The organism is Pseudoalteromonas sp. SG41-2 (assembly GCF_014164535.1).
Lineage (GTDB): Bacteria > Pseudomonadota > Gammaproteobacteria > Enterobacterales > Alteromonadaceae > Pseudoalteromonas > Pseudoalteromonas rhizosphaerae.
The window spans coordinates 59,160-83,475 of record NZ_JACJFK010000015.1 but is presented as its reverse complement, the minus strand read 5'-3'; the positions used below and the strand labels follow the sequence as shown (position 1 = coordinate 83,475).

The 24,316-nt window shown below is 40.8% G+C and carries 20 protein-coding genes and 1 tRNA gene; 12 read left to right on the top strand and 9 right to left on the bottom strand.

The features are described 5' to 3' along the window. Positions 1–75: 75 nt before the first annotated feature. The 4 genes from H5186_RS13320 to H5186_RS13305 form a co-directional block, all read right to left on the bottom strand. A complete protein-coding gene (locus H5186_RS13320) occupies positions 76–1,923 on the bottom strand; it encodes a DEAD/DEAH box helicase (protein ID WP_145240410.1) in 1,848 nt (615 codons plus the stop codon). Positions 1,924–2,083: 160 nt separating this feature from the next. Next, complete coding sequence (locus tag H5186_RS13315) at positions 2,084–2,347, bottom strand: GrxA family glutaredoxin (RefSeq protein WP_149983014.1); 264 nt, start codon at positions 2,345–2,347, stop codon at positions 2,084–2,086. A gap of 139 nt (positions 2,348–2,486) precedes the next feature. Further along, entirely contained in the window at positions 2,487–4,565 is a 2,079-nt protein-coding gene (locus H5186_RS13310) for a TonB-dependent siderophore receptor (RefSeq protein WP_182794565.1), read from the bottom strand. Between the two features lie 123 nt (positions 4,566–4,688). After that, the gene (locus tag H5186_RS13305) at positions 4,689–5,186 is read right to left on the bottom strand and encodes a TlpA disulfide reductase family protein (protein WP_145240416.1); all 498 of its coding nucleotides are present in this window, start codon (positions 5,184–5,186) and stop codon (positions 4,689–4,691) included. Between the two features lie 287 nt (positions 5,187–5,473). Here H5186_RS13305 and H5186_RS13300 point away from each other — a divergent pair, with 287 nt between their 5' ends. Further along, positions 5,474–5,920 carry an Hsp20 family protein gene (locus H5186_RS13300; RefSeq protein WP_145240418.1) on the top strand — a complete coding sequence of 149 codons (447 nt, stop codon included), beginning with the start codon at positions 5,474–5,476 and terminating at the stop codon, positions 5,918–5,920. A gap of 140 nt (positions 5,921–6,060) precedes the next feature. Here H5186_RS13300 and H5186_RS13295 read toward each other — a convergent pair whose 3' ends face one another. From H5186_RS13295 to H5186_RS13280, 4 genes are all read right to left on the bottom strand, one after another. Continuing rightward, positions 6,061–6,603 carry a hypothetical protein gene (locus H5186_RS13295; protein ID WP_182794564.1) on the bottom strand — a complete coding sequence of 181 codons (543 nt, stop codon included), beginning with the start codon at positions 6,601–6,603 and terminating at the stop codon, positions 6,061–6,063. Continuing rightward, complete coding sequence (locus tag H5186_RS13290; protein WP_259400337.1) at positions 6,600–7,733, bottom strand: peptidylprolyl isomerase; 1,134 nt, start codon at positions 7,731–7,733, stop codon at positions 6,600–6,602. The genes H5186_RS13295 and H5186_RS13290 overlap by 4 nt, the downstream gene beginning before the upstream one ends. A gap of 56 nt (positions 7,734–7,789) precedes the next feature. Continuing rightward, positions 7,790–8,803, bottom strand: a complete 1,014-nt coding sequence (locus tag H5186_RS13285; RefSeq protein ID WP_145240424.1) for a phospholipase — start codon at positions 8,801–8,803, stop codon at positions 7,790–7,792. A 115-nt stretch (positions 8,804–8,918) separates the two neighbouring features. Then, a complete protein-coding gene (locus H5186_RS13280) occupies positions 8,919–10,472 on the bottom strand; it encodes a cryptochrome/photolyase family protein (RefSeq protein ID WP_182758339.1) in 1,554 nt (517 codons plus the stop codon). A gap of 111 nt (positions 10,473–10,583) precedes the next feature. Here H5186_RS13280 and H5186_RS13275 point away from each other — a divergent pair, with 111 nt between their 5' ends. Then, positions 10,584–11,396 (top strand): hypothetical protein, encoded by an 813-nt coding sequence (locus tag H5186_RS13275; RefSeq protein ID WP_182718633.1) that lies wholly within the window; start codon positions 10,584–10,586, stop codon positions 11,394–11,396. Between the two features lie 17 nt (positions 11,397–11,413). Here H5186_RS13275 and H5186_RS13270 read toward each other — a convergent pair whose 3' ends face one another. Then, a complete protein-coding gene (locus tag H5186_RS13270) occupies positions 11,414–11,761 on the bottom strand; it encodes a globin (RefSeq protein WP_182740117.1) in 348 nt (115 codons plus the stop codon). Between the two features lie 718 nt (positions 11,762–12,479). On the opposite strand from H5186_RS13270, the gene H5186_RS13265 reads away from it, so the two are divergent. From H5186_RS13265 to H5186_RS13220, 10 genes are all read left to right on the top strand, one after another. Then, a tRNA-Met gene (locus H5186_RS13265) sits at positions 12,480–12,556 on the top strand. A 320-nt stretch (positions 12,557–12,876) separates the two neighbouring features. Further along, the gene (rimP, locus tag H5186_RS13260) at positions 12,877–13,332 is read left to right on the top strand and encodes a ribosome maturation factor RimP (protein WP_145240432.1); all 456 of its coding nucleotides are present in this window, start codon (positions 12,877–12,879) and stop codon (positions 13,330–13,332) included. A gap of 38 nt (positions 13,333–13,370) precedes the next feature. Further along, positions 13,371–14,870 carry a transcription termination factor NusA gene (gene nusA, locus H5186_RS13255; RefSeq protein WP_145240434.1) on the top strand — a complete coding sequence of 500 codons (1,500 nt, stop codon included), beginning with the start codon at positions 13,371–13,373 and terminating at the stop codon, positions 14,868–14,870. A gap of 25 nt (positions 14,871–14,895) precedes the next feature. After that, positions 14,896–17,553, top strand: coding sequence for a translation initiation factor IF-2 (infB, locus tag H5186_RS13250; RefSeq protein WP_149983006.1), 2,658 nt, complete (start codon positions 14,896–14,898; stop codon positions 17,551–17,553). Between the two features lie 108 nt (positions 17,554–17,661). Beyond that, the gene (rbfA, locus tag H5186_RS13245) at positions 17,662–18,120 is read left to right on the top strand and encodes a 30S ribosome-binding factor RbfA (protein ID WP_145240438.1); all 459 of its coding nucleotides are present in this window, start codon (positions 17,662–17,664) and stop codon (positions 18,118–18,120) included. Beyond that, on the top strand, positions 18,104–19,054 hold the full coding sequence (gene truB, locus H5186_RS13240) for a tRNA pseudouridine(55) synthase TruB (protein WP_145240440.1): 951 nt from the start codon (positions 18,104–18,106) through the stop codon (positions 19,052–19,054). Before rbfA ends, truB begins: the two co-directional genes overlap by 17 nt. Positions 19,055–19,162: 108 nt before the next feature. Further along, positions 19,163–19,432: a 30S ribosomal protein S15 gene (rpsO, locus tag H5186_RS13235; RefSeq protein ID WP_016707659.1), complete on the top strand. Its 270-nt coding sequence runs from the start codon at positions 19,163–19,165 to the stop codon at positions 19,430–19,432. A gap of 353 nt (positions 19,433–19,785) precedes the next feature. Continuing rightward, positions 19,786–21,912 (top strand): polyribonucleotide nucleotidyltransferase, encoded by a 2,127-nt coding sequence (pnp, locus tag H5186_RS13230; RefSeq protein WP_145240442.1) that lies wholly within the window; start codon positions 19,786–19,788, stop codon positions 21,910–21,912. A 138-nt stretch (positions 21,913–22,050) separates the two neighbouring features. After that, positions 22,051–22,929 carry a lipoprotein NlpI gene (nlpI, locus tag H5186_RS13225; protein ID WP_182718695.1) on the top strand — a complete coding sequence of 293 codons (879 nt, stop codon included), beginning with the start codon at positions 22,051–22,053 and terminating at the stop codon, positions 22,927–22,929. Next, the gene (locus H5186_RS13220; protein WP_182794562.1) at positions 22,913–24,118 is read left to right on the top strand and encodes a hypothetical protein; all 1,206 of its coding nucleotides are present in this window, start codon (positions 22,913–22,915) and stop codon (positions 24,116–24,118) included. Before nlpI ends, H5186_RS13220 begins: the two co-directional genes overlap by 17 nt. Positions 24,119–24,316 lie beyond the last annotated feature (198 nt).

Here is a 24,316-nt window from a genome sequence, read left to right as displayed (position 1 = left end):
ATATTTACTTTATTCCAAACACAAAAAAACCTTGTCACTTTCGTGGCAAGGTTTTTTTTATTAAAGAGTCGTTGCTTATTTAGCTGTGAAGCTTACTGGGCGACGTTCTTTACGAGGACCGCTACGCTTATCACCGCGTGCACTGTCATCTTTGTTAAAGCTGCGTTTTTTGTCACCTGATGGACGCTCAGAGCGTTCAGCACGTGGTTCAGCAGGACCTTGATCTTGTGTTAATGTTAAGCCCATTGGACGTTTACAAATAAACACTTTTTGGAAATGATCAAGTACATCTTTAGGCATGTTTTGCGGTAATTGAACCGTACTGTGATTGTCGTGTAAACGAATATCACCAATAAACTTGCTTGAGATGTCAGCTTCGTTAGCGATAGCGCCAACAATGTTCTTAACTTGAACACCATGTTCACGACCTACTTCGATACGGTAAGTATCCATAGGGCCTGCATCACGGCTATTACGTTCACGTGGTTTAGCATCACGGTCACGTGCAGGGCGTTCGCTGCGTTCATTACGACGACCACGGTCACCACGATCATTACGCTCACGTGGGTTACGGTCATTACGTTCGCTACGCTCACGTTGTTGGATCTTAACTTCTTCAACCTTAATTGGTGATTGTTGCTGTGCTAAACACAGTAACGCACCTGCTAGGTCTTCAGGAGCAAGTTCAAGCTTTTGCGCCATATTAGCTGCTACTTCATTAAAGAAAGTAATATCTTTATTTTCAAGCGCAATAGCTAATTTAGCTTGTAACGCTTCGATACGTTTTTCTTCAACAACTTTTGCAGTTGGTAGTTCAACTTGCACAATATCTGAATTCGTATGACGAATGATATTTTTAAGTAAATAACGTTCGTTATGTTTTACGAAAAGAATCGCTTTACCAGTACGACCAGCACGACCTGTACGGCCAATACGGTGAACATAAGCTTCAGAATCTTGTGGGATATCGTAGTTGATAACAAGGCTTAAACGGTCAACATCTAGACCACGTGCTGCAACGTCTGTTGCGATAACAACGTTTAGCATGCCACTTTTTAAGCGTTCTACTGTGCGTTCACGTGCTTGCTGGTTCATGTCACCGTTAAGTGGAGCTGCAGAGAAACCTTCGCGCTCTAATAACTCAGCAAGTTGTACTGTATCGTTACGTGTACGTACGAAAACAATCGCGCCTTCATATTGTTCAGCTTCTAAAAAGCGAACAATCGCTTTATTCTTGTGTACGCTGGCATTCCAAAACACTTGCTCAACAGATGATACCGTTGAGTTACGCGCAGATATATGAACCTGTTCAGGGTTATTCATATATTTGCTGCTAATGTTTTGAATTTGCTTAGGCATGGTCGCAGAGAAAAGACATGTTTGCTTTTCGCGCGGCGTTTTTTCCATGATGTTTTCAACATCATCGATAAAGCCCATACGTAACATTTCATCGGCTTCATCAAGTACAAGAGCTTGTAAGCTGTCAAACTTGATAGTGCCACGGTTAATATGATCGATTAAGCGACCTGGAGTAGCGACAATAACTTGCGCGCCACGACGAAGTGCACTTAGTTGGATACTGTAGCTCTGGCCACCATAAAGTGCCAATACTTCAATACCACGAACATGTTTAGCATATTGTTCGAATGCCTCAGCTACTTGGATCGCAAGCTCACGGGTTGGTGTGAGTACAAGGATCTGCGGCTGCTTCACAGACGGGTCAATATTATTAAGTAATGGCAGTGCAAATGCTGCGGTTTTACCTGTACCCGTTTGAGCTAGTCCCAGTACGTCCTTTCTTTCTAGCAATAACGGTATACATTGAGCTTGGATTTCAGATGGTGTCTTGTAACCCAACTCTTCAACTGCCTTCAAAATTGCAGGAGAAAGATTTAGAGATTCAAACGTGACTGGTTCTGACATTAATACGCCTCAACGAATTTAAAGAGGCGCGCATTGTATAGGATTTACGAGGCAAATGCTTGTATAAATTGAAACTAATTTGTATGTAGTTGATGTTGGTCATAATTTAATCAATTTGATTGTGGGTAAATCAAATTGATTAACAAATTTTATACAGAACTTATTGATAAAGTCCAAGATTCTCTTTAGCGTAAGCTTCAAACTCAGTGAAACCACCGATGTGTGCTTGGTCAATAAAGATTTGTGGCACGGTTGGGCAAGGCTTACCTGCTGATTGTTCTAAATCGGCTTTACTAACGCCTTCTTTAATAATATCAACATAACGGTATTTAAAATCATCACGTTCATTTGCTAGTTTTTCAGCAACATCTTTAGCACGTACACAATAAGGGCAGCCTTCACGGCCAAAAATTACAGTTAACATATCGCTCTCCTCGATTTTATTTACATTCATCTTAACTAATTGAGAAAAAATAAACAGCGTAAAAAAACGATTGATGAATTCTATTTTAATGATTGCATACACCTTTAATCAGTATTAAAGGTGTATGTGGGGTGGCTAATTAAAACTTAACACTAAAGCCAATTGAAGGGCGCATTTCAAAATCATCCTCGTTTTCTTTGATAATTAAATCATTAGTCGAGGTTACTTTCTGATAATCTAAATCAATGCTACTGGTGTTTGCTTGGCCGTAGGCGTTCATTAATTCTAAAATTAACACACCGTCTAAGCCCCAAAAGTCGGTTTGACGTTCAAAACGAAGATCAAGCCGATGATAAACATCGAAACGCTCAGAAAATGGATCACCATATTGTGGTAAAAAACGTCCTTCGAATTCGGAATTTTCTGTGACGCCAACAATCGGGGTGTAAGCTTGACCGCTGCGGGCAGTAAAGTTAAAGCCCCCTTGCCATTTTTCACTGATTTGGTAATTAAACACCATGTTGACAACTAAAGGGGTATCAGCGTAATAATCCCGAGTGATATTTTGGCGTTGGTCAGTACGTTCACTTTTGGCATAACTAACTGCAAGCCAGCCATACCATTTATCAGTTTTATTTTTGTTTATTAATAGATCAACACCGTAAGCTCGCCCAGTTACATCATTACTGTAACGAATTGCTGCATCGGAATAATTGTTTAATGCCAACGGTAAATCGTCCATGGTTTTGTAATACCCTTCAATAGACCATGTCCATTCATCGGCAAGTTCTTGTGCAAAACCCAAACTGCTGTGTTTTGAGGTTTGCGAACGTAAATTCGGGTTGCCGTGTTCAGGCAATAGAGTGTCAATATCTTGCATGCGATTATAATGCCCGTATTTAGCATTGATGCTATTGTGATTATTAATAAAGTAGCTAAGCGTAAGGCGCGGCATCACAAAATCTTCATCAGTGTAATCATTGCTTTGATATTGCACGCCGACTTCGCTTTGCCATTGTTCGTTAATAACCCAAACATGGCTAACACCAACAAAGTACTTATCAAGGGCTAGCTTGTCTTTGCCAGTTATTCGCTCACCTTTGTTTAGATCGCAATCAGGATCGAGCTCGGTACAAAGATATTGAAAACTATCGTAACTGTAAGTACTGTCGTTATCAAAATAGGCGGCATCAAAAACCAGTTGCTGGGCTTTAGTAACACGCCAATTTAATCGTCCTTTATAAGTGATTTGCTTTTGTTGTTCTTCATCAAAATAGCCATCACTTAGCGTGGCACGTTTAGCGTATTCCAATCGGCCAGAATGTTCGAGCGAACCAACGCCTAAGCGTAAATGAAAGTCTTTATTAAAGTGATCCCATAAGATACTTTGGCTGGTAAATTCACGAATAAAATCAGCATCGCCTTGATACTCAGGATTTTTTAGTGAAAGTTCAGCGCGTTGATTAAAGCCTGCTGCAACCGAGTCTTTTGCGCCTGTAAATGACACTGTTAGGGCGTTTTGATTGTTTATATCCCAGATCCATTTGCCTTGGTAATCATGATCATCTGGGGGATCATTGATGGTGATACCACTGAGTTCACCATCGTCGTTTTCAAGCTCTTCACCTTTAGAGAAGAACAGTGGTAATGTACTTTTACGTGCTGATAAATAAAACGCGGTGTTCTGCGTGAGTTGCCCTTCAACAAAGACACCGGCATTAAACATTGTAAGATCAAGCGTGGTAGTAATCGGTTGATATTTAGGATTACGCAGTGTTACGTCAAATACGGCACCGGTGGCGTTGCTGTAACTGGTGCCATAGCCGGCTGAGTAAAGTTGAAAATCTTGAATAATGTACTTGTTGAAAATAGAACTGCCGAAATCATGAAAAATATAGCCTGCAGGCATAAAATCCACTTCAAACAAATTATCATCGGGCGATGAGCCACGTACCGCCGGTTCACTCATTGAGCCGCCAGCGGCGACAACGCCTGGTAATGCAAATACTGCCCGCAGTGGATCGCCCATAGCACCGGGCATAGTGATCAGTTTTTCAGTATTTTCGGTTATTTCACTGGTAATGCTACTGCGTTTATAAACGGTTTCAAGACGCTCTATTATTTCTTCATTAGCATCAACGTTGGCGTGCGTTAAAAATGGCAAACACAACGCCAGTGGCGTTAAACGGTAAAGTGATGGCAAGCAGGTGGCTAACATGATTCTTCCATGGTTATGAGTAAGTGTGACTGCGACCTATAGTAATGAGAAAATATATAAAAATACGTAGTAAACTGTACGAAAATGTAGGCAAATGTAGGGAGGTGTTACAAGCTGTTACATTTAGTTTTGAGCTCTGATAGTAATACCTAATTGGCTTGAATAGCCCATTGAGCGTGCGGTTATTCGCAGTTGTTGATCAATTACATAGTAAGTAGGAAAGGCGCTGATTTTATAATTACTCTGGGTATTTTTATCGCCTAGTAAAATGGGCATTGTGAGTTTAAGTTCACTAACAAACTGCGCAACTGCTTGTTCATTTTTATAATCAAGTGCAATGCCAATGGCGTTGATATTAGAATCAACCAATGCCGCTTCTAGGTTTGGCATACTGTAACGACAGATTGTGCACCATGGCGCAAAAAAATAAACCACGGTGGTGTTACCTTTGAGCATCGCAATATCAATACGTTGTTCGCTGTCATTGAGCACAGGTAAATTAAAATATGGAGCAGGGCTGCTATCTGAGCTGAGTAAATTGCGTTGCTGATATGTAGTCACTACAAAAAACACCACAACTAACATAATTATATTGAGCAGCAAACTCGTTACTTTTTTCATATCGACCTCTAAAGCTAATTCCCCTTATTACTATTTAAAGACTTGAAAAGCAAACTTTGAGTCCTCACTTTATTGAGTAGGCAAAAAGAGATTTTGAAAAAAAATAAAACTTTTTTCAAAAATAATCTTGAAAACAATTTCGCCGTCCATATATAGTTTAGTGAGGACGCCTGATGGGTCCTAACTAAACAGAAGTAATTGAAATTTATATTATTAATTAAACTTTGCTTGCGCTTGTTCAACCGAAAAGCACATGCAAAATATCGCTTAAATATGAGGATATTATTATGCGTACAGTAGATTTATCACCACTTTATCGTTCATTCATTGGCTTCGATCATTTAGCATCTTTAATGGATGCGGCCGCTCGCACTGACAAGCAGCCAAGTTTTCCTCCGTATAACATCGAAGCACTCGATAAAGACAAATATCGCATTACTATGGCTGTTGCCGGTTTTAGTGATAATGAGCTGACGATAGAGTCAGAAAATAACACCTTAAAAGTTGCTGGCATTAAAGCCAATAAAGATGACAGCGCAGAGCGCAAATTTATTCATCAAGGCATTGCTGAGCGCAACTTTGAACGCAAATTCCAGCTAGGTGACCACGTTAAAGTACTCGGCGCTGATTTAGCCAATGGGCTACTTAGTATCGACTTGCAACGCGAGATCCCTGAAGCACTTAAACCACGTAAAATTGAAATTGGCAGTGGTAACTTGCTAGAAGGTAAATAACCATCCCTTTGACAGTGTTTTTCCCCTAATTTACTTGTTATTTTTAGTAGCCGCCTCAGTTGAGGCGGCTTTTTTAGCTTTGCTTAAACATCGGGTCCGCTTAGCGCACCATTAATCGCAGATGATTAATGATGCTGTGTTCAGTTTGTATCTTTACTTTTTAATTTGGCTTGCATGTCTTTTAAGGCGGCAATTTTATCAATAGCAACTTGCAGCTGCCGTTGAGGGAGGCCTTTTTGATGGCCTTTTTCGAGCAAGCTTTCAAGGTTAGTTATTTTTTGTTGAGCAGCTATTACAAAGCGTTGCTCAAGCTGAGTTTGCTGCTGTTTATGAAAATCGAGGTAAGCTTGATGATCGGTTAAGTCGCCTTGAAACTGACTCGCACTGATTGGATTTTTTGCGATGACAGGCAAGTAACTCGGTGTAGTAATGGGCGGCAGTTGTTGACTGGCATCAGTATTTTTTAATGAGGTGTGACTATCAATCGCCGCATCAGCAGTCATATCTGGATTAATAGCTGTCGGTGCCGACGCATTATTTATTTGTGGCGCGGGCGTTACTGGCGTTAAATCATCAGCAGCGCGAATGGGAGCTATTTCGCGTTTTCGCTCTGTTGTTAAATTTATTACTAAAAAACCTAAACAAGCGACGCCTGTAATTATGTAGATAGCTTTTTTATTCATAGTTTTACAGCATTTTGTTGTTGCCAAGCCAGCCAATTTTGCTGATAGCGTTGCTGCGCTTTTTGTATTGCGATGGCTTTTTTAGCTTGATAGCGAACAGTTTCGTCAGTAGCGCTAAAGTAGTTATACTGATGGTTATTACTAATTATGACGACCCATAGACCTTCAGGTGAGCGCATCACCGCAGATAATTCTTCTGCTTTTAGCGTATAAGCCAGTTGCACAGCCCAATTACTTTTATTTTTGCGAGTTAGTTTATTGTGATACTTAGCATAAATGTCGGTTTGCTGTGATATATATAATGCATCTGTAAAAGAGCTTGCTTGTACTGTGTTTCTAAAGCGAACCGCTTGCTCTCGCTCAGTAAACACAGCGCCGTAAGCTGTCACTTCACTAAGGTATTTAAAGCGCGCTTTATTTGCCTGATAATAATTTTTTATTTCTTTATCGGATATTTGTTGTTCAAGACTGTCGAGTATTGGGCTTTGAACGTGCATCATGTCTTTAATACCTAGCCAACTTTGAATCGAAGGCCTTAAAATATCGCCTTTTGCTAGTTCTTCTAGGTGTGCGATACTGATCCCTTGCTTTAAAAGTAATGGCGTCGCTTTTAAAAGCAACGCCTCAAATTGTTGCTTTTTTATCACTTCAGTTTTGAATAAGTCACTTTCACCTTGGTGCAGTCGAAAGCGTACTTGCATAGATAAAGGGGCTATAAACTCATAAAGATTGACGGCGGTTGTAAAGAGCCCTCTGAGCTCAGTGCGCTGCATTTTATTGATTTGTTCAGCGTTGTATTGGCCATCAGCAGGGTAGCTAGGCAATACTTTGAGCAGCCACTGGGCATTATATTGTGTGAGATTACTTCCTTTAACATAGGATGTTGATAAATTGAGTTGCCTGTCAAATATGTTCATTAAATAGCGCTCAACATGGTACTGCGTGCTAAAGCCTACCGCAGATTGACGTTCAAGCAGCTCAGGCATATGTTGTTCTGCTTGATATAATAAAAATTGATTTTCAAACATATGTTTACGAACGTCTTTGCGACTAATGTTGGCATTGTGTTGTTGATAAACTTGCTGCATTAAACGCACTTCAGCAGCGCTATATTGGTTAAATGATGCCATTGTTAGGCTGCTATAAAGCAGTCCTAACAATAACAAAATACAACTGCTCAGCGCTTTCATTGGCGTACGACCATGGCATGATTAAGTAGGTGCACAACCATGGCAATCGCATGTGGGATCACTTGTTTTGCCGTATTTAAGCGGTCGTAATGGTCTTGTGAATTAAGCACAATACCGCCTTGAGCATAAGAAAAAGCGCCACCTTGTGTCAGTAAAGGGCGTACGTCTTGACTGTTTATATCCAGTGCTGAAAATGTTTGCATGGCTTGTGTAATAAGGGCAGAGTCATTGAGTTGTTCCTGATCATAGTAGTCTTTTACCCAGCTTTCCCAGCTTGAATGATTGAGATCAGATGTGGTCCAAGTATGGTGTGGTTGTAGTAAGTCAGTTGTATGGAAAACAAAACCTAACACTTGTGGGTTGCCACTTTGCAAATAGCTTTGATACCAGTATTGACCTAAATTATCAATTGGCTGAAAAGGCATTTCTTCAAAGTCATCGTACATGTTGTAATTTGATTGGCTGTCAATTCGGTAATTAGCTTCAGTAATACCATAGCTGTTGTACTTTGATGAATCGGCATTAAACCAGCCTGTTTCACCGCCTTGACCGTCATCAAGGTAGTCACCTTTTAACCAGCTTGAAGCCAAGTTATCAACGGTGCCCCATACCGTCAGTTTTTGGTAATTGTAGCCACCAAAGTCGTTACCGTGTTGATCAGCCCCTTGGGTATGGTTTTGGAAATGCCAATAGCTGGTATATTTAACAATACTCTCTGCTGCTCCCCATATTGGTGCTTGAACACATGACCCCGTTACAGCACCACAAAAGAAGGTGTCTTCAAAGTCATCCACATCATAGGCTGCTTGGCCTAGTACTTCGGCTAACTGGGTTACCGTCATATTATTTTGTTGAGCGTATTGGCTTAATGCCGAAAACTGTGTGCTGCTTGGGTGCTGCTGCATGTAGTTCACTGCATCGATGACGATACGTTTATGTGTTTCTTGGCTAAATGCCTGTGCTTGGCTTGTACTGATCAGTAATAATGCCGTTAAAAACTGTTTTTTCATCGTGTTCTCATAGTGTTGTGGAGTAATTTCTAATATTAGAAAGTAGGGTGATTACACTATAATTACAAATTAATTAAACATTTAATTAACAATGTTACCTAATATGATACTTCTGTTAGAGTTTTTCTATATTATTTAGGCACCATTGCGCTCGCTCTAAAATAGCGTGCTGTTGTGATGTATCTTGTTTTTGCCAATTTTTATAGACCATGCCAATACGTGGGTTACGAGCTAAGCGGGCTTCATGGGTGTGCATAAATTGCCAATATAAACTATTAAAAGGGCAAGCCGTGTCGTCACTTTTTTGTTTTACGTTATAGTGGCAGCTGGTGCAGTAATCACTCATTTTGTTTATGTAGTTACCGCTTGCGGCATACGGTTTTGTGGCGATTAGGCCGCCATCTGCAAATTGACTCATACCACGGGTGTTAGGCATTTCTACCCATTCAATGGCATCGATGTAAATGCCCAAATACCAGCTATCAACTTCATTTGGATCAATACCGGTTAATAAGCAAAAGTTTCCGGTGATCATTAAGCGTTGAATATGATGCGCGTAGGCGGTCTCTAAGCTCTGCGTGATTGCCTGTTTCATACAGTTCATTTTTGTTTTGCCACTCCAAAAATAATCTGGTAACAGACGAGCAGCCTCAAGTTCATTTTTACTCGCGTAATCAGGCATATTTTGCCAATAAATACCTCTTACATATTCTCGCCAACCTAAAATTTGCCTAATAAACCCCTCAACTTGGGCAAGCGTGATCTGTTCTTGGCGTGCCGCAAACTCAGCCAGTACTTGCTTAATAACTTGCATTGGGTGCAGCATTTTTGTGTTAAGTGCAAACGCGATACGACTATGATACAAGCTCCATTTGTATGAGCTCTGACAGGTCATCGCGTCTTGAAATTTTCCGAAACAGGGGAGTAGATGAGTGCAAAAGTAATCGAGTAATTGTTTTGCTTGAGCACGACTGGTTGGCCATAATAAAGTTGCTGAACAATGGCCAAGGGTATTTACCTGGTGTTTTTTTATGCGCTGTAAAATAGCTTCAATATTATTGGTAAATATTTTTGGTTCAGGGATAGCAGCTAAATCAGTTTTTTTTAATTTGTTACGATTGTCTTGGTCAAAGTTCCATTGCCCGCCTAGTGGAGCATTATCTTGCATCAATATGTCAAAGCGCTTGCGCATCATGCGATAAAAAAATTCCATTTTCACATGCTTATCTTTTTTAAAATGGTCGCTGATATCAGCAAAAGGTAATAAAAAATGTTCGCTGTCTGTGGCACTAACATTAAAGTCACTGCTGTTTGCAAACTCTTGCAGTTGAGTTTTTAATCTATACTCATCAGGATACTGATATTGGATTTGTTGACACTGATATTGCTTCGCCAAGCGTGTTAGTAATGAGGTAATGCATGCGTCATCGTGGGTATCATCGAGTGTTAAATGAAGCACATTTAATTGTGCTTGTTTGAGCGCAGTCGCAAAGTTCTCCATTGCCGCAAAAAACGCCGCTACCTTTTGTATATGGTGTTTTACATAATCTGTTTCTTGTTTTAATTCAGCAATGACATAAAGGTATTGTGTTTGATCCTCTTCTTTATACCAACTGTGATTGGCATTAAGTTGGTCGCCAAAAATAAATCTCAGAGTTTTATAGATCATTAATTTTGCTCAAAATTGTTTTATACGAATTAAATTGTCGATTAGATCGCATTTATTAATACTGATAGTCGTGGTATAGGTATTAATACGTAAACAAAGGAGTGTCGCCTTATGAATCAATATCAGTATGCTATTTGCAAATTTAAAATTGTTTTACCTTGTCTCATTGCACTTTGCCATGTTAGTTCTTTGCATGCCACAGTCTATCAGTGTGAAAAAAAAGGCGTCGTGGAATTTAGTCAATTTCCATGTGGTGATGATGCGAAACTAATCTCTGTAAAAGAGCAAAACCCAAGCTTATCTAGTCAGATTGTTGCTAATGAAAATATTGATACCTCGGGCGTTGATAGTTATATTCGGACTCGGCAAATTGATGCTGATATTCAACAGCATCAAGATAAAATTGATAGCTTAAGCGAGAAAATGAATCAGCAAATTGCCGCCTTAGGTGAGCAATCAGATGCGCAGTTAAATAATTTATCTGGTGCAAAAAAAGAAACTGCAATAGCTAATCAAATGACCAGTATTTCAGAGCGCTATAACGTTTTAATTGCACGTGAACAGCGGGATATTGATCGACTCTTAAAAGAAAAACACGCTTTGCCTGCGTCGAAAAACACGTCTGAAATTGACCAACAATCAACCCAGAGCAAAGGTATTGATTCGTTCATTCGGTCACAAGAAATCAAACGAGATGTTGAACAGCGACAATCAAAAATAGATACTTACCAAGCTCAAATGGATCGCCAAATAGCAGCCCTCGAAGCTCAGGCTAAAGAGCAACCGAATAACTTAACTGATGCGACTTTTGATAACTCCTTATCTAGAAAAATGAGTGCGTTAACATCAAAATATGCAACTTTAATCGATGTTGAACAGCACCAAATAGATCGTCTTCTACAAGAGTTAGCCAGTATAGAATAATGCATGTAGGTTATTTGTTATGAATTCACTTGCTGCTGCACGGACTTGTTAATTGCAACAATATTACTGGTATTAAATAAATAGCTTTTCACTATGCTGTTAAACATCCTGAGTGCATAACGCCACGCTTGTTCTAGGTTTAGCGTAAATTCTCGGCCCAAATGAATTTTTAGCGCAGCTATAAAAGCATCACATAATAAATCAACATCCTGACAAGTGAGGCCAGATTTACTTAGGTTGTTGGCATGATAATGAATAAAAGGTAATACAGACAATAAGCGATCTAAGTGGGTAATAGTGCGTTCCAATGAGCAATACAACAAATAACTTTTTTCACTTATTTCATCACTGCTAGGCCATTGCATTGTCAATGCATGACGTTTTAATTGCACATGAAAGGTAACAGTAAAACAGTGAAAGTTGGGTTTTATTATTGCGATACTTCATAATAACATTTTTTGATGATGAGCAGAAATACTCATAATAAGCCCTCTCTAAATAGCCTTAAATATGCAGATTGCCATTAAAAACTTAGTATAGACGCTGTGTAGGAAAGAGTGAGTAAATCGATGGAAATTGCGCGATAGCGTGCTTTATTAATGCCAATAAGGCTAGGGCGTGTTGACCTTTGTGGATTGAAATTTGTTCAATCTAGGGGCGATTTAATCGCGGCGCGAGGTTTGTAACCTAGTGGGCTAAGTAAAAATCGAGCAACAAAGAGTTAATCGCCCCTAGGAAGAACCCTTTGGGCAGCGCATGTTTGGAATTTATACTGCGTTATCGCCTATTTATGGGGAACAACCACACTACATAGACTCTGCCTTGCCTAAATACCAAACATACTGCTGCAAAATTAATCACAAAAGGTCAACACGCCCTAGGGCCTTTATGTTGGTTTTTAAAAATCGCACTTGGTGTTCAGTTATAGCGAATTGTTCTGACCTATAATTTTGTACTTTATAATCTAGTCATTCTTTACCAGTTTTTGGTTGCTAATTCCGCCAAGCCTCTTTATAATAGCCGCCATTGTCTAGCTCACTTAATTAGCTGCTAGGCAAGTATCAGATATTTGATACAAGTTGGCGCGGGATGGAGCAGCCTGGTAGCTCGTCGGGCTCATAACCCGAAGGTCGTCGGTTCAAATCCGGCTCCCGCAACCAAGTTTTTGAGATAAGCCATTAATTTTATTAATGTTTCTCAATTCTTGAAGCCATACTTTTGAGTAGCGATTTTAGTTACTGATTTGAAGTCGCGCATTCTATGTAATGCGCGTTTTGCGTTTAAGCCTTTGGGTTTAATTTAGATGGTGTTAGCTATCCGCAACCAAGCTTGGCCCATGGCCACACAGTTTTATGCTTTAGGTGTGACGCCCCGCTTGGTTCGGGGCGTTGTTGTATCTGCACCTCTTGATTTTAAATCAAGGTATAAGCTAAGTATTTTAGGGCTATAAGCCCTTTTTTTGTTTGTATGGAGAATTTTCGTGACAAAACTTGAGCAAGATTTATTAACCATGCTTTCACCGTCAGTTGAAATGTTAGGCTTTGAATTACATGGTCTAGAGTTTGTGCAAGCGGGTCGCCATTCTACGCTTAGGGTCTATATCGATCACGAAGCGGGGATCTCGGTTGATAACTGTGCTGATGCAAGTCGTCAAATAAGCGCAATTTTAGATGTCGAAGACCCGATTACAAATGAATATGATTTGGAAGTATCGTCTCCTGGTGTTGATCGTCTATTATTCAAACAAGATCACTACGAGAAGGCACAAGGAGAGGAAGTACGCGTGCGTACTAAGCTTCCACAAGATGGTCGCCGTAATTTTAAAGGCGATCTAATAGCAGTTAGCAGTGATATGATCACACTTTCATATGACGGTACTGAGCAGTTAATTATGCTCAGTAACATTGAACGTGCGAACATCATCGCAAAGTTTTAATCCGAGTGCGAAGGAATAGGGCAAGCGAGGCATAACCCATGGCAAAAGAGATATTATTGGTTGCTGAAGCCGTTTCCAATGAGAAAGCGGTTCCAAAAGAAAAGATTTTCGAAGCGTTAGAGTTCGCATTAGCGACTGCGACTAAGAAAAAACACACTGGTGAAATTGAAGTACGCGTTGCAATTGACCGTAAAACAGGTGACTACGACACTTACCGTCGTTGGCAGATTGCTGCAGTACTTGAAGATGGCTCACTGGAAAACCCTTACAGCGAAATCACGTTAGAAGCGGCTCAGGTTGATGACCCAGATCTTAAGATTGGTGATTTCATCGAAGAGCAAATCGAGTCAATTAAATTTGACCGTATTACTACACAAATGGCGAAACAAGTAATCGTACAAAAAGTACGTGAAGCTGAGCGCGCACTTGTTGTAGAAGCTTATAAAGATCAACAAGGCGAGTTAGTAACAGGTGTTGTGAAAAAAGCAACGCGTGACGCAATCGTATTAGATTTAGGTAACAATGCTGAAGCGGTTATTTACCGTGATGACATGTTACCACGTGAAAATTTCCGTCCTGGCGATCGCATCCGTGGTTTACTTTATGAAGTAAAACCTGATGCTCGTGGTGCACAGTTATTTGTAACACGCTCTAAGCCAGAAATGCTGATGGAATTATTCCGCATTGAGGTGCCAGAAATTGGCGAAGAGATGATTGAATTACGTGCAGCGGCACGTGATCCAGGTTCACGTGCTAAAATCGCCGTGAAATCTAACGACAAACGTATCGACCCAATTGGTGCGTGTGTTGGTATGCGTGGTGCACGTGTACAAGCTGTTTCTACCGAATTAGGTGGTGAACGTGTTGATATCGTACTTTACGATGACAACCCAGCCCAGTTCGTTATTAATGCAATGTCACCTGCTGAAGTTGCTTCAATTGTAATGGATGAAGACACCCATTCAATGGATATCGCTGTTGAAGCTGATAACCTAGCACAAGCAATTGGTCGTAACGGTCAAAACGTACGTCTTGCTAGCCAGTTAACTGGTTGGGAACTAAACGTAATGACAGTTGAAGAGATGCGCGCTAAGAACGAAGCGGAATCTGATAAGTTAATTAACTTATTCACTGAAAACTTAGACATCGATGAAGACTTTGCAACATTACTTATCAACGAAGGTTTCTCAACCCTTGAAGAAGTTGCCTATGTGCCTGCGTCTGAGTTTTTAGAAATTGATGGTTTAGATGAAGATACTGTTGATTTGTTACGCTCACGTGCAAAAGATGCATTAACGACTAAAGCACTTAAAACAGAAGAAAGCCTTGATGGTGCAGAGCCTGCTGAAGACTTATTAGCACTTGAAGGGTTAGAGCGTCACCTTGCGTTTGTTATGGCAAGCAAAGGGGTTGTTACGCTAGAAGATTTAGCAGAGCAAGGTATTGATGAATTAGTCGATATTACAGAGCTTTCTCCAGAGAAAGCGGGTGAGCTAATTATGGCTGCGCGCAACATTTGTTGGTTCGCAGACGAGTAATTTATTAACGGAGGTATTAGAGACTATGGCAGAAGTAAATGTTGAAAAACTAGCCGGGGATATTGGTACAACTGTTGATAAATTGCTTCAACAATTATCGCAAGCCGGTATCACTAAGCAAGCGGGTGATAATGTAACTGAAGCAGAAAAAGCAACGTTACTTGATCACTTAAGCAAGCAACACGGCGGCACAGGCTCAGATGGCCCAGCGCGTATGACATTGCAACGTAAGAGCAAAAGCACATTAAGTGTTACGGGTTCTACAGGTCAAGCAAAGTCAGTACAAGTTGAAGTACGTAAAACACGTACTTACGTGAAGAAAAGCGCGGTTGAGCAAGAGCAAGAGCAAGCACGTATAGCAGCAGAAGAAGCCGCTCGTCGTGAACTTGAGCAACAAGCTGCAAAAGAAGCAGCTGAGCTTAAAGCAAAACAAGACGCAGAGCGTAAAGCCAAAGAAGAGGCTGACCGTAAAGTGAAAGAAGAAGCTAAACGTAAAGCAGATGCTGAACGTGTAGCAAAACAGAAGCAGATGACCCCAGAACAAACCGCGAAGTCTGAAAAAGATCGCGTTGAAGCTGAGCGTCTGCAAAAAGAAGCAGAAGAGGCCGCATTGAAGAAAGCTGAAGAAGAAGCGAAACGTCAAGCAGAAGAGGCAAGAAAGCTAGCAGAAGAAAATTCAGCTCGCTGGAAGAAAGAAGAAGAAGAACGTAAGAAGCGCGAAGAAACCGCTGATCACCACCTTACGACTTCTACTTACGCACGTGAAGCAGAAGATGTTGCTGATGCGCGTGATGAGCAAGGCACACGCCGTGCTAAGAAAAAGAAAAAAGCCCCAGCGAAGGAGAAATTTGTTCCTTCGAGAGGCAAGAAAAGCAAGCTAAAAGCACCAGCTTCATTACAACATGGCTTCCAAAAGCCAACGGTTGACGTGAAAAACGAAGTGCGTATTAGCGAAACAATTACAGTTGCTGAGCTTGCATCACGCATGGCCGTTAAGGGCGCTGAAGTTGTAAAAACAATGATGAAAATGGGTGACATGGTTACCATTAACCAAGTGATCGACCAAGAAGCTGCACAGTTAGTTGCAGAAGAAATGGGCCACAAAGTTATCATTGTTAAAGAAAACGAATTAGAGCAAACAGTACTAAATGACCGTCATGAAGATGGTAAATCTGAGCCACGTGCACCAGTAGTAACTGTAATGGGTCACGTTGACCACGGTAAAACGTCAACGCTTGATTATATTCGTTCAGCAAAAGTGGCCTCTGGCGAAGCCGGTGGTATCACACAGCATATCGGTGCTTATCATGTTGACGTAAATGGTAACATGATCACTTTCTTGGATACTCCAGGTCACGCGGCGTTTACGTCAATGCGTGCTCGTGGTGCTAAAGCAACAGATATCGTAATCCTAGTGGTTGCAGCAGATGATGGTGTAATGCCACAAACTAAAGAAGCGGTTCAGCATGCGCGTGCAGCTGGCGTTCCTTTAATTATCGCTGTTAACAAAATGGATAAAGAAGGCGTAGACCCAGATCGCGTTAAGAATGAGCTTGCTCAACTAGACGTTATTCCTGAAGAGTGGGGCGGTGATACACAGTATGTGCATATTTCTGCTAAAACTGGTTTAGGTATTGATGACCTTCTTGAAGCGGTATTAAACCAATCTGAGTTGTTAGAACTTACTGCTCCAACTGTGGGTATGGCTGCTGGTGTTGTTATTGAATCTCGTCTTGATAAAGGCCGTGGTCCAGTTGCTTCTATCCTTGTACAATCTGGTACGCTTAACCAAGGTGACATTGTATTATGTGGTCTTGAGTATGGTCGTGTTCGTGCAATGCGCGATGAAAACGGTAAAGACATCAAGTCTGCAGGTCCTTCAATCCCAGTTGAGATTTTAGGTCTATCTGGTATTCCAGCTGCGGGCGACGAAGCAACTGTAGTTAAAGACGAGCGTAAAGCCCGTGAAGTTGCACTTTACCGTCAAGGTAAATTCCGTGATGTTAAACTAGCACGTCAGCAAAAAGCGAAGCTTGAAAACATGTTTACTAACATGACTGAAGGCAATGTGTCTGAAGTTAATGTGGTACTTAAAGCAGACGTTCAAGGTTCAATCGAAGCAATCTCTGATTCATTGACTAAACTGTCAACAGATGAAGTTAAAGTGAAGATTGTAGGCTCAGGCGTAGGTGGTATCACTGAAACTGACGCAACCCTTGCTGCAGCATCTAATGCAATCGTGGTTGGCTTTAACGTTCGTGCTGATGCATCGGCACGTAAAGTAATTGAGTCTGAGAACTTAGACTTACGTTACTACAGCGTTATCTATAGCTTGATTGACGAAGTGAAGCAAGCTATGTCTGGTATGTTAGCACCAGAGTTCAAGCAAGAGATCATTGGTCTAGCTGAAGTTCGTGACGTGTTCAAGTCACCTAAAATTGGCGCTATCGCTGGTTGTATGGTTACTGAAGGTGTTATTAAACGTAGCGCACCAATTCGTGTACTTCGTGATAACGTGGTTATCTACGAGGGTGAGCTTGAGTCACTTCGTCGCTTTAAAGACGATGTTGCTGATGTTCGTAACGGCATGGAATGTGGTATCGGCGTTAAGAACTATAACGACGTTCGCGTTGGTGACCAAATCGAAGTATTCGAAACAGTTGAAGTACAACGTACACTTTAATTGTTCGTAAGCTAAGATAATAAATGGGGGCTCAGCCCCCATTTGTGTATCCATTATTTAGTTAGCTTATTATTATTTTTCAATAAGTTATAATTTTAGGAAAGTGAAATGAGAGAATTTTCTCGCACTGATCGTGTTGCTCAGCAAATTCAAAAAGAAATTGCGGTGATTTTACAACGCGAAATTAAAGATCCACGTTTAGGTATGGTTACAGTATCTGCTGTAGAAGTATCACGTGATTTATCTTATGCAAAAATCTTTATTACTGTGTTTAACACCCAAGATGAAGATGCTGCAAAGCAAAGTGCTAAAGTATTAAATGAAGCGACCGGTTATATTCGCTCACTACTTGGCAAACGCATTCGTGCCCGTATTATGCCAGAGCTTAAGTTTGTGGTTGATAATTCACTGATGGAAGGCATGCGTATTTCAAACCTTGTTGATTCTATTATTCGTGAAGATAAAGCAAAGCATGTAGATGACGAAGTTGATAGCGTAGATGATGCAGAGCATATCGACGAAACAGACAGCGAAGAAGGCACTAATACAGATGGCAAAGCGCAGTAAAGGCCGTCCAGTTGACGGTATTTTGTTGTTAAACAAACCAATAGGCATTTCATCAAATAAAGCGCTACAGCAAGCTAAAAGTGTGTATTTTGCACAAAAAGCGGGGCACACCGGTGCCCTTGATCCGCTTGCAACGGGTATGCTGCCTATCTGTTTTGGTGAAGCGACTAAATTTACTCAGTTTTTACTCGATACTGACAAAACCTATGTAGTTCGCGCTAAATTAGGTGAACGTACGACAACATCAGATTCTGATGGTGAAATTGTCAGTACTAAAGATGTCAATGTGACGGCTGAGCAACTTAGCGAAGAAATTGCTAAGTTTTTAGGTGAGTCAGATCAATACCCGTCAATGTATTCAGCGTTAAAATATGAAGGCCGACCTTTATATAAATATGCGCGTGAAGGCATTGAAGTACCTCGCAAGTGCAGAAAAATCAACGTATTTAGTTTAACACTAGATGAGTTCGATGAAGCTAATAACGAAGTGCAAATGACCGCCCATGTTTCAAAAGGTACTTATATTCGTACTATCGTCGATGACTTAGGCGAAAACCTGGGTTGTGGCGCGCATGTGATCATGTTGCATCGCAGTGCGGTAGGGCATTACCCTGCTGACAAAATGGTGTCACTTGAGCAGTTAGAAGCGTTATTAGTAAAAGCGAAACAAGAAGAGCTTACGCCTTCTACTTATCTTGATGAACTATTACTGCCAATGGACACCGCATTAGTTGGTCTACCTGTGGTTGAGCTCAGTAAAGAGCAAGGTAGTTCTTTTAGCCATGGTCAGGCGGTTGTACTTGATATTGAACTGCCAGAAGGGGCAATTAAAGTGCTCGCTGATGGTGTGTTTATTGGCACTGGTGAACGTAATCCTGATGGCCATTTAAAGTCAAAACGTGGCTTATCAAATCAGCAAGAAACAACAGCGTAAAGTTTAGCTTGTAGTTATTGCCGTAGCTGGTAGAATACGCCCGCTAATCGTTTTGGCTGAATTAGTGATCGGCTAAGACACCTTTTAAATTTTATTTTTGGAGTTACTATGTCACTAAGCAATCAAGAAAAGATCGATATCATCGCAAAATTCGCACGTGCAGAAGGCGACACTGGTTCACCTGAAGTACAAGTTGCACTTCTTACTTTTGATATCAACAAGCTTCAAGGTCACTTTGCTGATCACAAGCATGACTTCCACTCACGTCGTGGTCTGCTTCGTAAAGTAAGCACTCGCCGTAAACTGCTTGATTACCTTAAAGGTAAAGACATTGCACGTTATACTGCGTTAATCCAAGAACTTGGCCTACGTCGCTAAGAACTAGATTACATAGAAAGGAGCTTTATAGCTCCTTTTTTTGTGCCTGAAATTTCTCACTCTCTCTGTCCACAACAATTAATTCTCTTGAAATATCAAATAAAAGCCACATAGTTAGTGACAGCAAAGCACACTTTTTAGCGCGCCTATTATCACCACTTTTATCTAGGGACTAAGCTCGCAATTTTGCATTACTTTGTTATATACTATGCGCGTAGATAAAAAGGTTTATCTACGCTTATTCACATCATTGCCAATTGTAGTACTTAATTGATTTCCAACTGAATACAATTATGTACTGTAATTGGTACTTTGATGGCAACTTATTAGAACACATTTAAGGAACATTTTAAGTGCAAGCAATTATTAAAGAATTTCAACTAGGTCAACATACAGTTACCCTAGAAACCGGTGCAATCGCTCGTCAAGCAGACGGCGCAGTACTAGCAAGTATTGGCGACACATCAGTATTAGTTACTGTTGTTGGTAAGCGTGAAGCACAACCTGGCCAAGATTTTTTCCCACTAACAGTTAACTACCAAGAGCGTATGTACGCTGCAGGTCGTATCCCTGGTGGTTTCTTAAAGCGTGAAGGTCGTCCAAACGACGGTGAAACACTTATTGCACGTCTTATTGACCGTCCAATTCGTCCACTTTTCCCAAATGGTTTTGTAAACGAAGTACAAGTTATTGCTACTGTTGTTTCTGTTAACCCTGAAATTCAACCTGATATGGTTGCGATGATCGGTACTTCAGCAGCACTTGCTATCTCTGGTATCCCATTCAGTGGTCCAATTGGTGCAGCGCGCGTTGGTTACATCAACGGCGAATACGTACTTAACCCAACGTTAAAAGAGCTTGAAGAAAGCCAACTTGATTTAGTTGTTGCTGGTACTGATAACGCAGTACTTATGGTTGAATCAGAAGCTGACGTACTTGCAGAAGACGTTATGCTAGGTGCGGTTGTATATGGTCATGAGCAATCTCAAGCTATCATCAACGCAATCAACGAATTCAAAGCAGAAGCTGGCAAACCTACATGGGATTGGGCAGCACCTGAAAAGAACGTTGCTTTAGAAGATAAAGTAGCAGCAATCGCAGCTGATAAAGTAGGCGAAGCTTACCGCATCACTGATAAAGTGGCTCGTAAAGAAGCACTTGGCGTAGCTAAAGACGAAGTTGTTGCTGTATTAACAGCTGAGCTTGCTGAAGGCGAGTCACTAGACAAGCAAGAAGTTGGCAAAGTATTTGGTTCTCTTGAGAAGAAAATCGTACGTGGGCGCATCACTGCTGGCGAAAAACGTATCGATGGTCGTGAACCAGATATGATCCGTGCACTTGACGTAATGACTGGCGTATTGCCACGTACTCACGGTTCTGCAATCTTTACGCGTGGTGAAACACAAGCACTTGTAACAGCTACACTTGGTACAGAACGTGATTCACAGTTAATCGATGATTTAACTGGGACGCACAAAAACCACTTTATGCTTAACTATAACTTCCCTCCGTTCTGCGTAGGTGAAACTGGTTTTGTAGGTTCTCCTAAGCGTCGTGAAATCGGCCACGGTAACCTAGCTAAGCGCGGTATCCAAGCTGTAATGCCTACATTGACTGAGTTCCCTTACTCAATCCGTGTTGTATCTGAGATCACTGAATCAAATGGTTCATCTTCAATGGCATCAGTATGTGGTACTTCACTTGCACTTATGAATGCGGGTGTGCCAATTAAAGCGTCTGTTGCGGGTATCGCGATGGGTCTAGTTAAAGAAGACGAAAAATTCGTAGTTCTTTCTGACATCTTAGGTGATGAAGATCACTTAGGTGACATGGACTTTAAAGTAGCTGGTACTGCTGCAGGTATCACTGCACTACAGATGGATATCAAGATTGAAGGTATCACTCAAGAAATCATGCAAATTGCGCTTAAACAAGCAAAAGCTGCACGTTTACACATCTTAGGTGTGATGGACGAAGCGATTTCTGCTCCATCTGAAGAGCTTTCAATGTTTGCTCCACGTATCTACACTATGAAGATACCACAGAAGAAAATCGCAGAAGTTATCGGTAAAGGCGGCGCAACTATTCGTCAACTTACTGAAGAAACAGGTACTACGATTGAAATCGGTGATGACGGTACAATCAAAATTGCAGCAACAGACGGTGAAAGCGCAGCAAATGCAATCAGCCGCATTGAGCAATTAACAGCTGAACTAGAAGTAGGTACTATCTACGAAGGTAAAGTTGTACGTATCGTTGATTTCGGTGCGTTTGTAAACATTCTTCCTGGTAAAGATGGCCTAGTGCATATCTCTCAGATCAGTACTGAGCGCGTAAATAACGTGACAGATCACCTATCTGAAGGTCAAGAAGTTAAAGTTAAAGTACTAGAAGTAGACCGTCAAGGTCGTGTACGTTTAAGTATCAAAGAAGCAATGGAATCAGCAGCTGCCGCAGCCGATGCACCAACTGACGCTTAATTGTTGATATTTAATCCAGATATTCTCTGGATAATATAAAAAGGGGCTGTATAGCCTCTTTTTTTATGCTTTAATGAAACCTCTTTGGATAGCACTTGTCCTATCAGTTTGCTACTTATCTTGGTATAAAGGATTTTAATGATACTTAAACACATAGCCTTGGCATCGTTTGCTATTCTGTCTTTAAGCGCCTGTCAATCTACTTCGCAAGCACAACCGACTGCGATTGTGAATGTGCCTTTCACTGCGCCTTTAGCGTCTGATTTTCGTAGTGAAATAGCGATAGCTCGTTATTCTGAATTATTAAATCGTGCTGATCTAGCGCCAGATCAACAAGCAAAGTTATTTTATGACCGTGGCGTATTATTTGATAGTTTAGGTATGTCTACCTTGGCGCGGATTGATTTTAATCGTGCTGTGCAATTGAAGCCCGATTTAGCCGAAGTGTATAACTTTTTAGGTATTCACCATACCTTGATGCAACAATTTGAAAAAGCCTATGAATTTTTTGATTCAGCGTTAGAACTCAATGAGCAACACGAATATGCCTACTTAAATCGTGGTATTGCTCTTTACTATGGCGATAGAGCAAATCTTGCAGCAGCTGATCTTAAAGAGTTTTTATCTCGTTCGCCAAGTGATCCTTACCGGGTGTTATGGCTTTATCTAGCGCAAGCAAGCGCTGATCCTGTGCAAGCTTTAGCAAACTTAAAAAGCAATGCACAAGGGCTGGATGATAGCCAATGGGCGTATAGTTTAATATCACTTTATTTGGGCGATATGAGCGAGCAGAGCTTTTTAACAAGTCTTGCCGATGGTGTTAAAACTGAACAAGAATATGCGCAGCGGCTATGCGAAGCTTACTTTTATTTAGCTAAAATATATCAAGCTAAAGGGCTTGATTATCAAGCCGCAGATTTCTTTCGTTTAGCACTTGCCACCAATGTGCATGAGTTTGTGGAATATAAATATGCCCGTTTAGAGCTTGAGTTAATGGCTGGTGAAAACGACAGTTAAATTATTTATTAGCGTTGTTGTTATGCTGAGTTTGGGATATTTACCAAGCTCAGTTAATCAGCATCGCGATATTGCCTTTTGGCATGTAAAACATACCCCAGATTCTATTCTTATTAGTTATTATCGTTTTATTGACGATTTTAATGCTCAGCTTAATTCATTGACTGATGCTACTTTATACTTATTAGCTATAAATGCTGTTACGGATGCACAATTTGCTTGGGCACTGCGGTTACTAACAAATGATCAAGCACAATCTGCTTTACCTTTTTGGCGTGTTAGCGTGGCTCAGCAAAGTGTTGATAAACGCCGCAGACTCAGTACATTGTTACTGCAATCAGAACGTTGGGATGATTTAACATCACTGGCAGAGCAACACCTGTTGCCTGCAAGTCATGCGGCAGAACAATTAAAATTACACCATGGCGCCACACCGGCGAGTATTGACCAAAGCTTTGCCAGTCATGAGGGATTTTTATTATCCTTTTCACAGCTGCAAGCGCAACCGCAGTGTCAGTTTAATGTGTTGATGATGACAGATCATCGCCAAGGTTTAGCAAAACTTAATGCATTTAAAATTCGTTATCAACAACACCCCCAACCGAGCTCAGGCAGCTTTTGTTTTAGTAAGCCTATTTATTTAGGGGACTCCATAAACTGCCAACAACAGCCGCAACATGCCGCTAAATGTGATTGGCAGCCTTTAGCTCACAATAAAGCTTGGCCAACGGGCTTTGATTTTATAGTGATGATGACCGCAACTGGCTCAGGCAATGTGCAAGGTGGCATAATGCACTTAAACTCGGCGAGTTATTACGGTTTATTTTTACATGAGCTGATGCACTTTAACGGCTTTGAAGATGAGTATCCGTTACCCGCAGCGAAGCAGGCGTGGCTATGTAATCAAAAAGGCTTGGTGGCGCCGAACCTTTTTATTGCCAATGATCTTACACCACCGGCTGGCTGGCAGCTAAGTGATAGCTGTCAAACACCAATTAAAGCATATAAACCAAGTCATAACTGGTCAATAATGCAATATCAACAAATCCCTTTGTCAGTGCATTATCAACAATTATGGTTGCAACAAATTACTGATCCGAGCTATCAACCACTACGATTTAGCGACTATTTTCAGCAATTTAAAGCACCTATGAACTTTATAAACAAAATGACAAAAAAAAAATATTGAGGGATAAAGTTGTAAATAATATGCTGTCAGCACTAAAATAGTACAAAATAACAGCAGGTAGAAGGGCTTACTATAGACAAAATCGTCGCTGATCAGTATAACTATATATCTATAAAGCGTTTATTGAAGCTAAAATTAAAACCATCCGAAATGACCAGTACTAAACTAAAACTAACTAGCAGTGTATTGATACTCTTA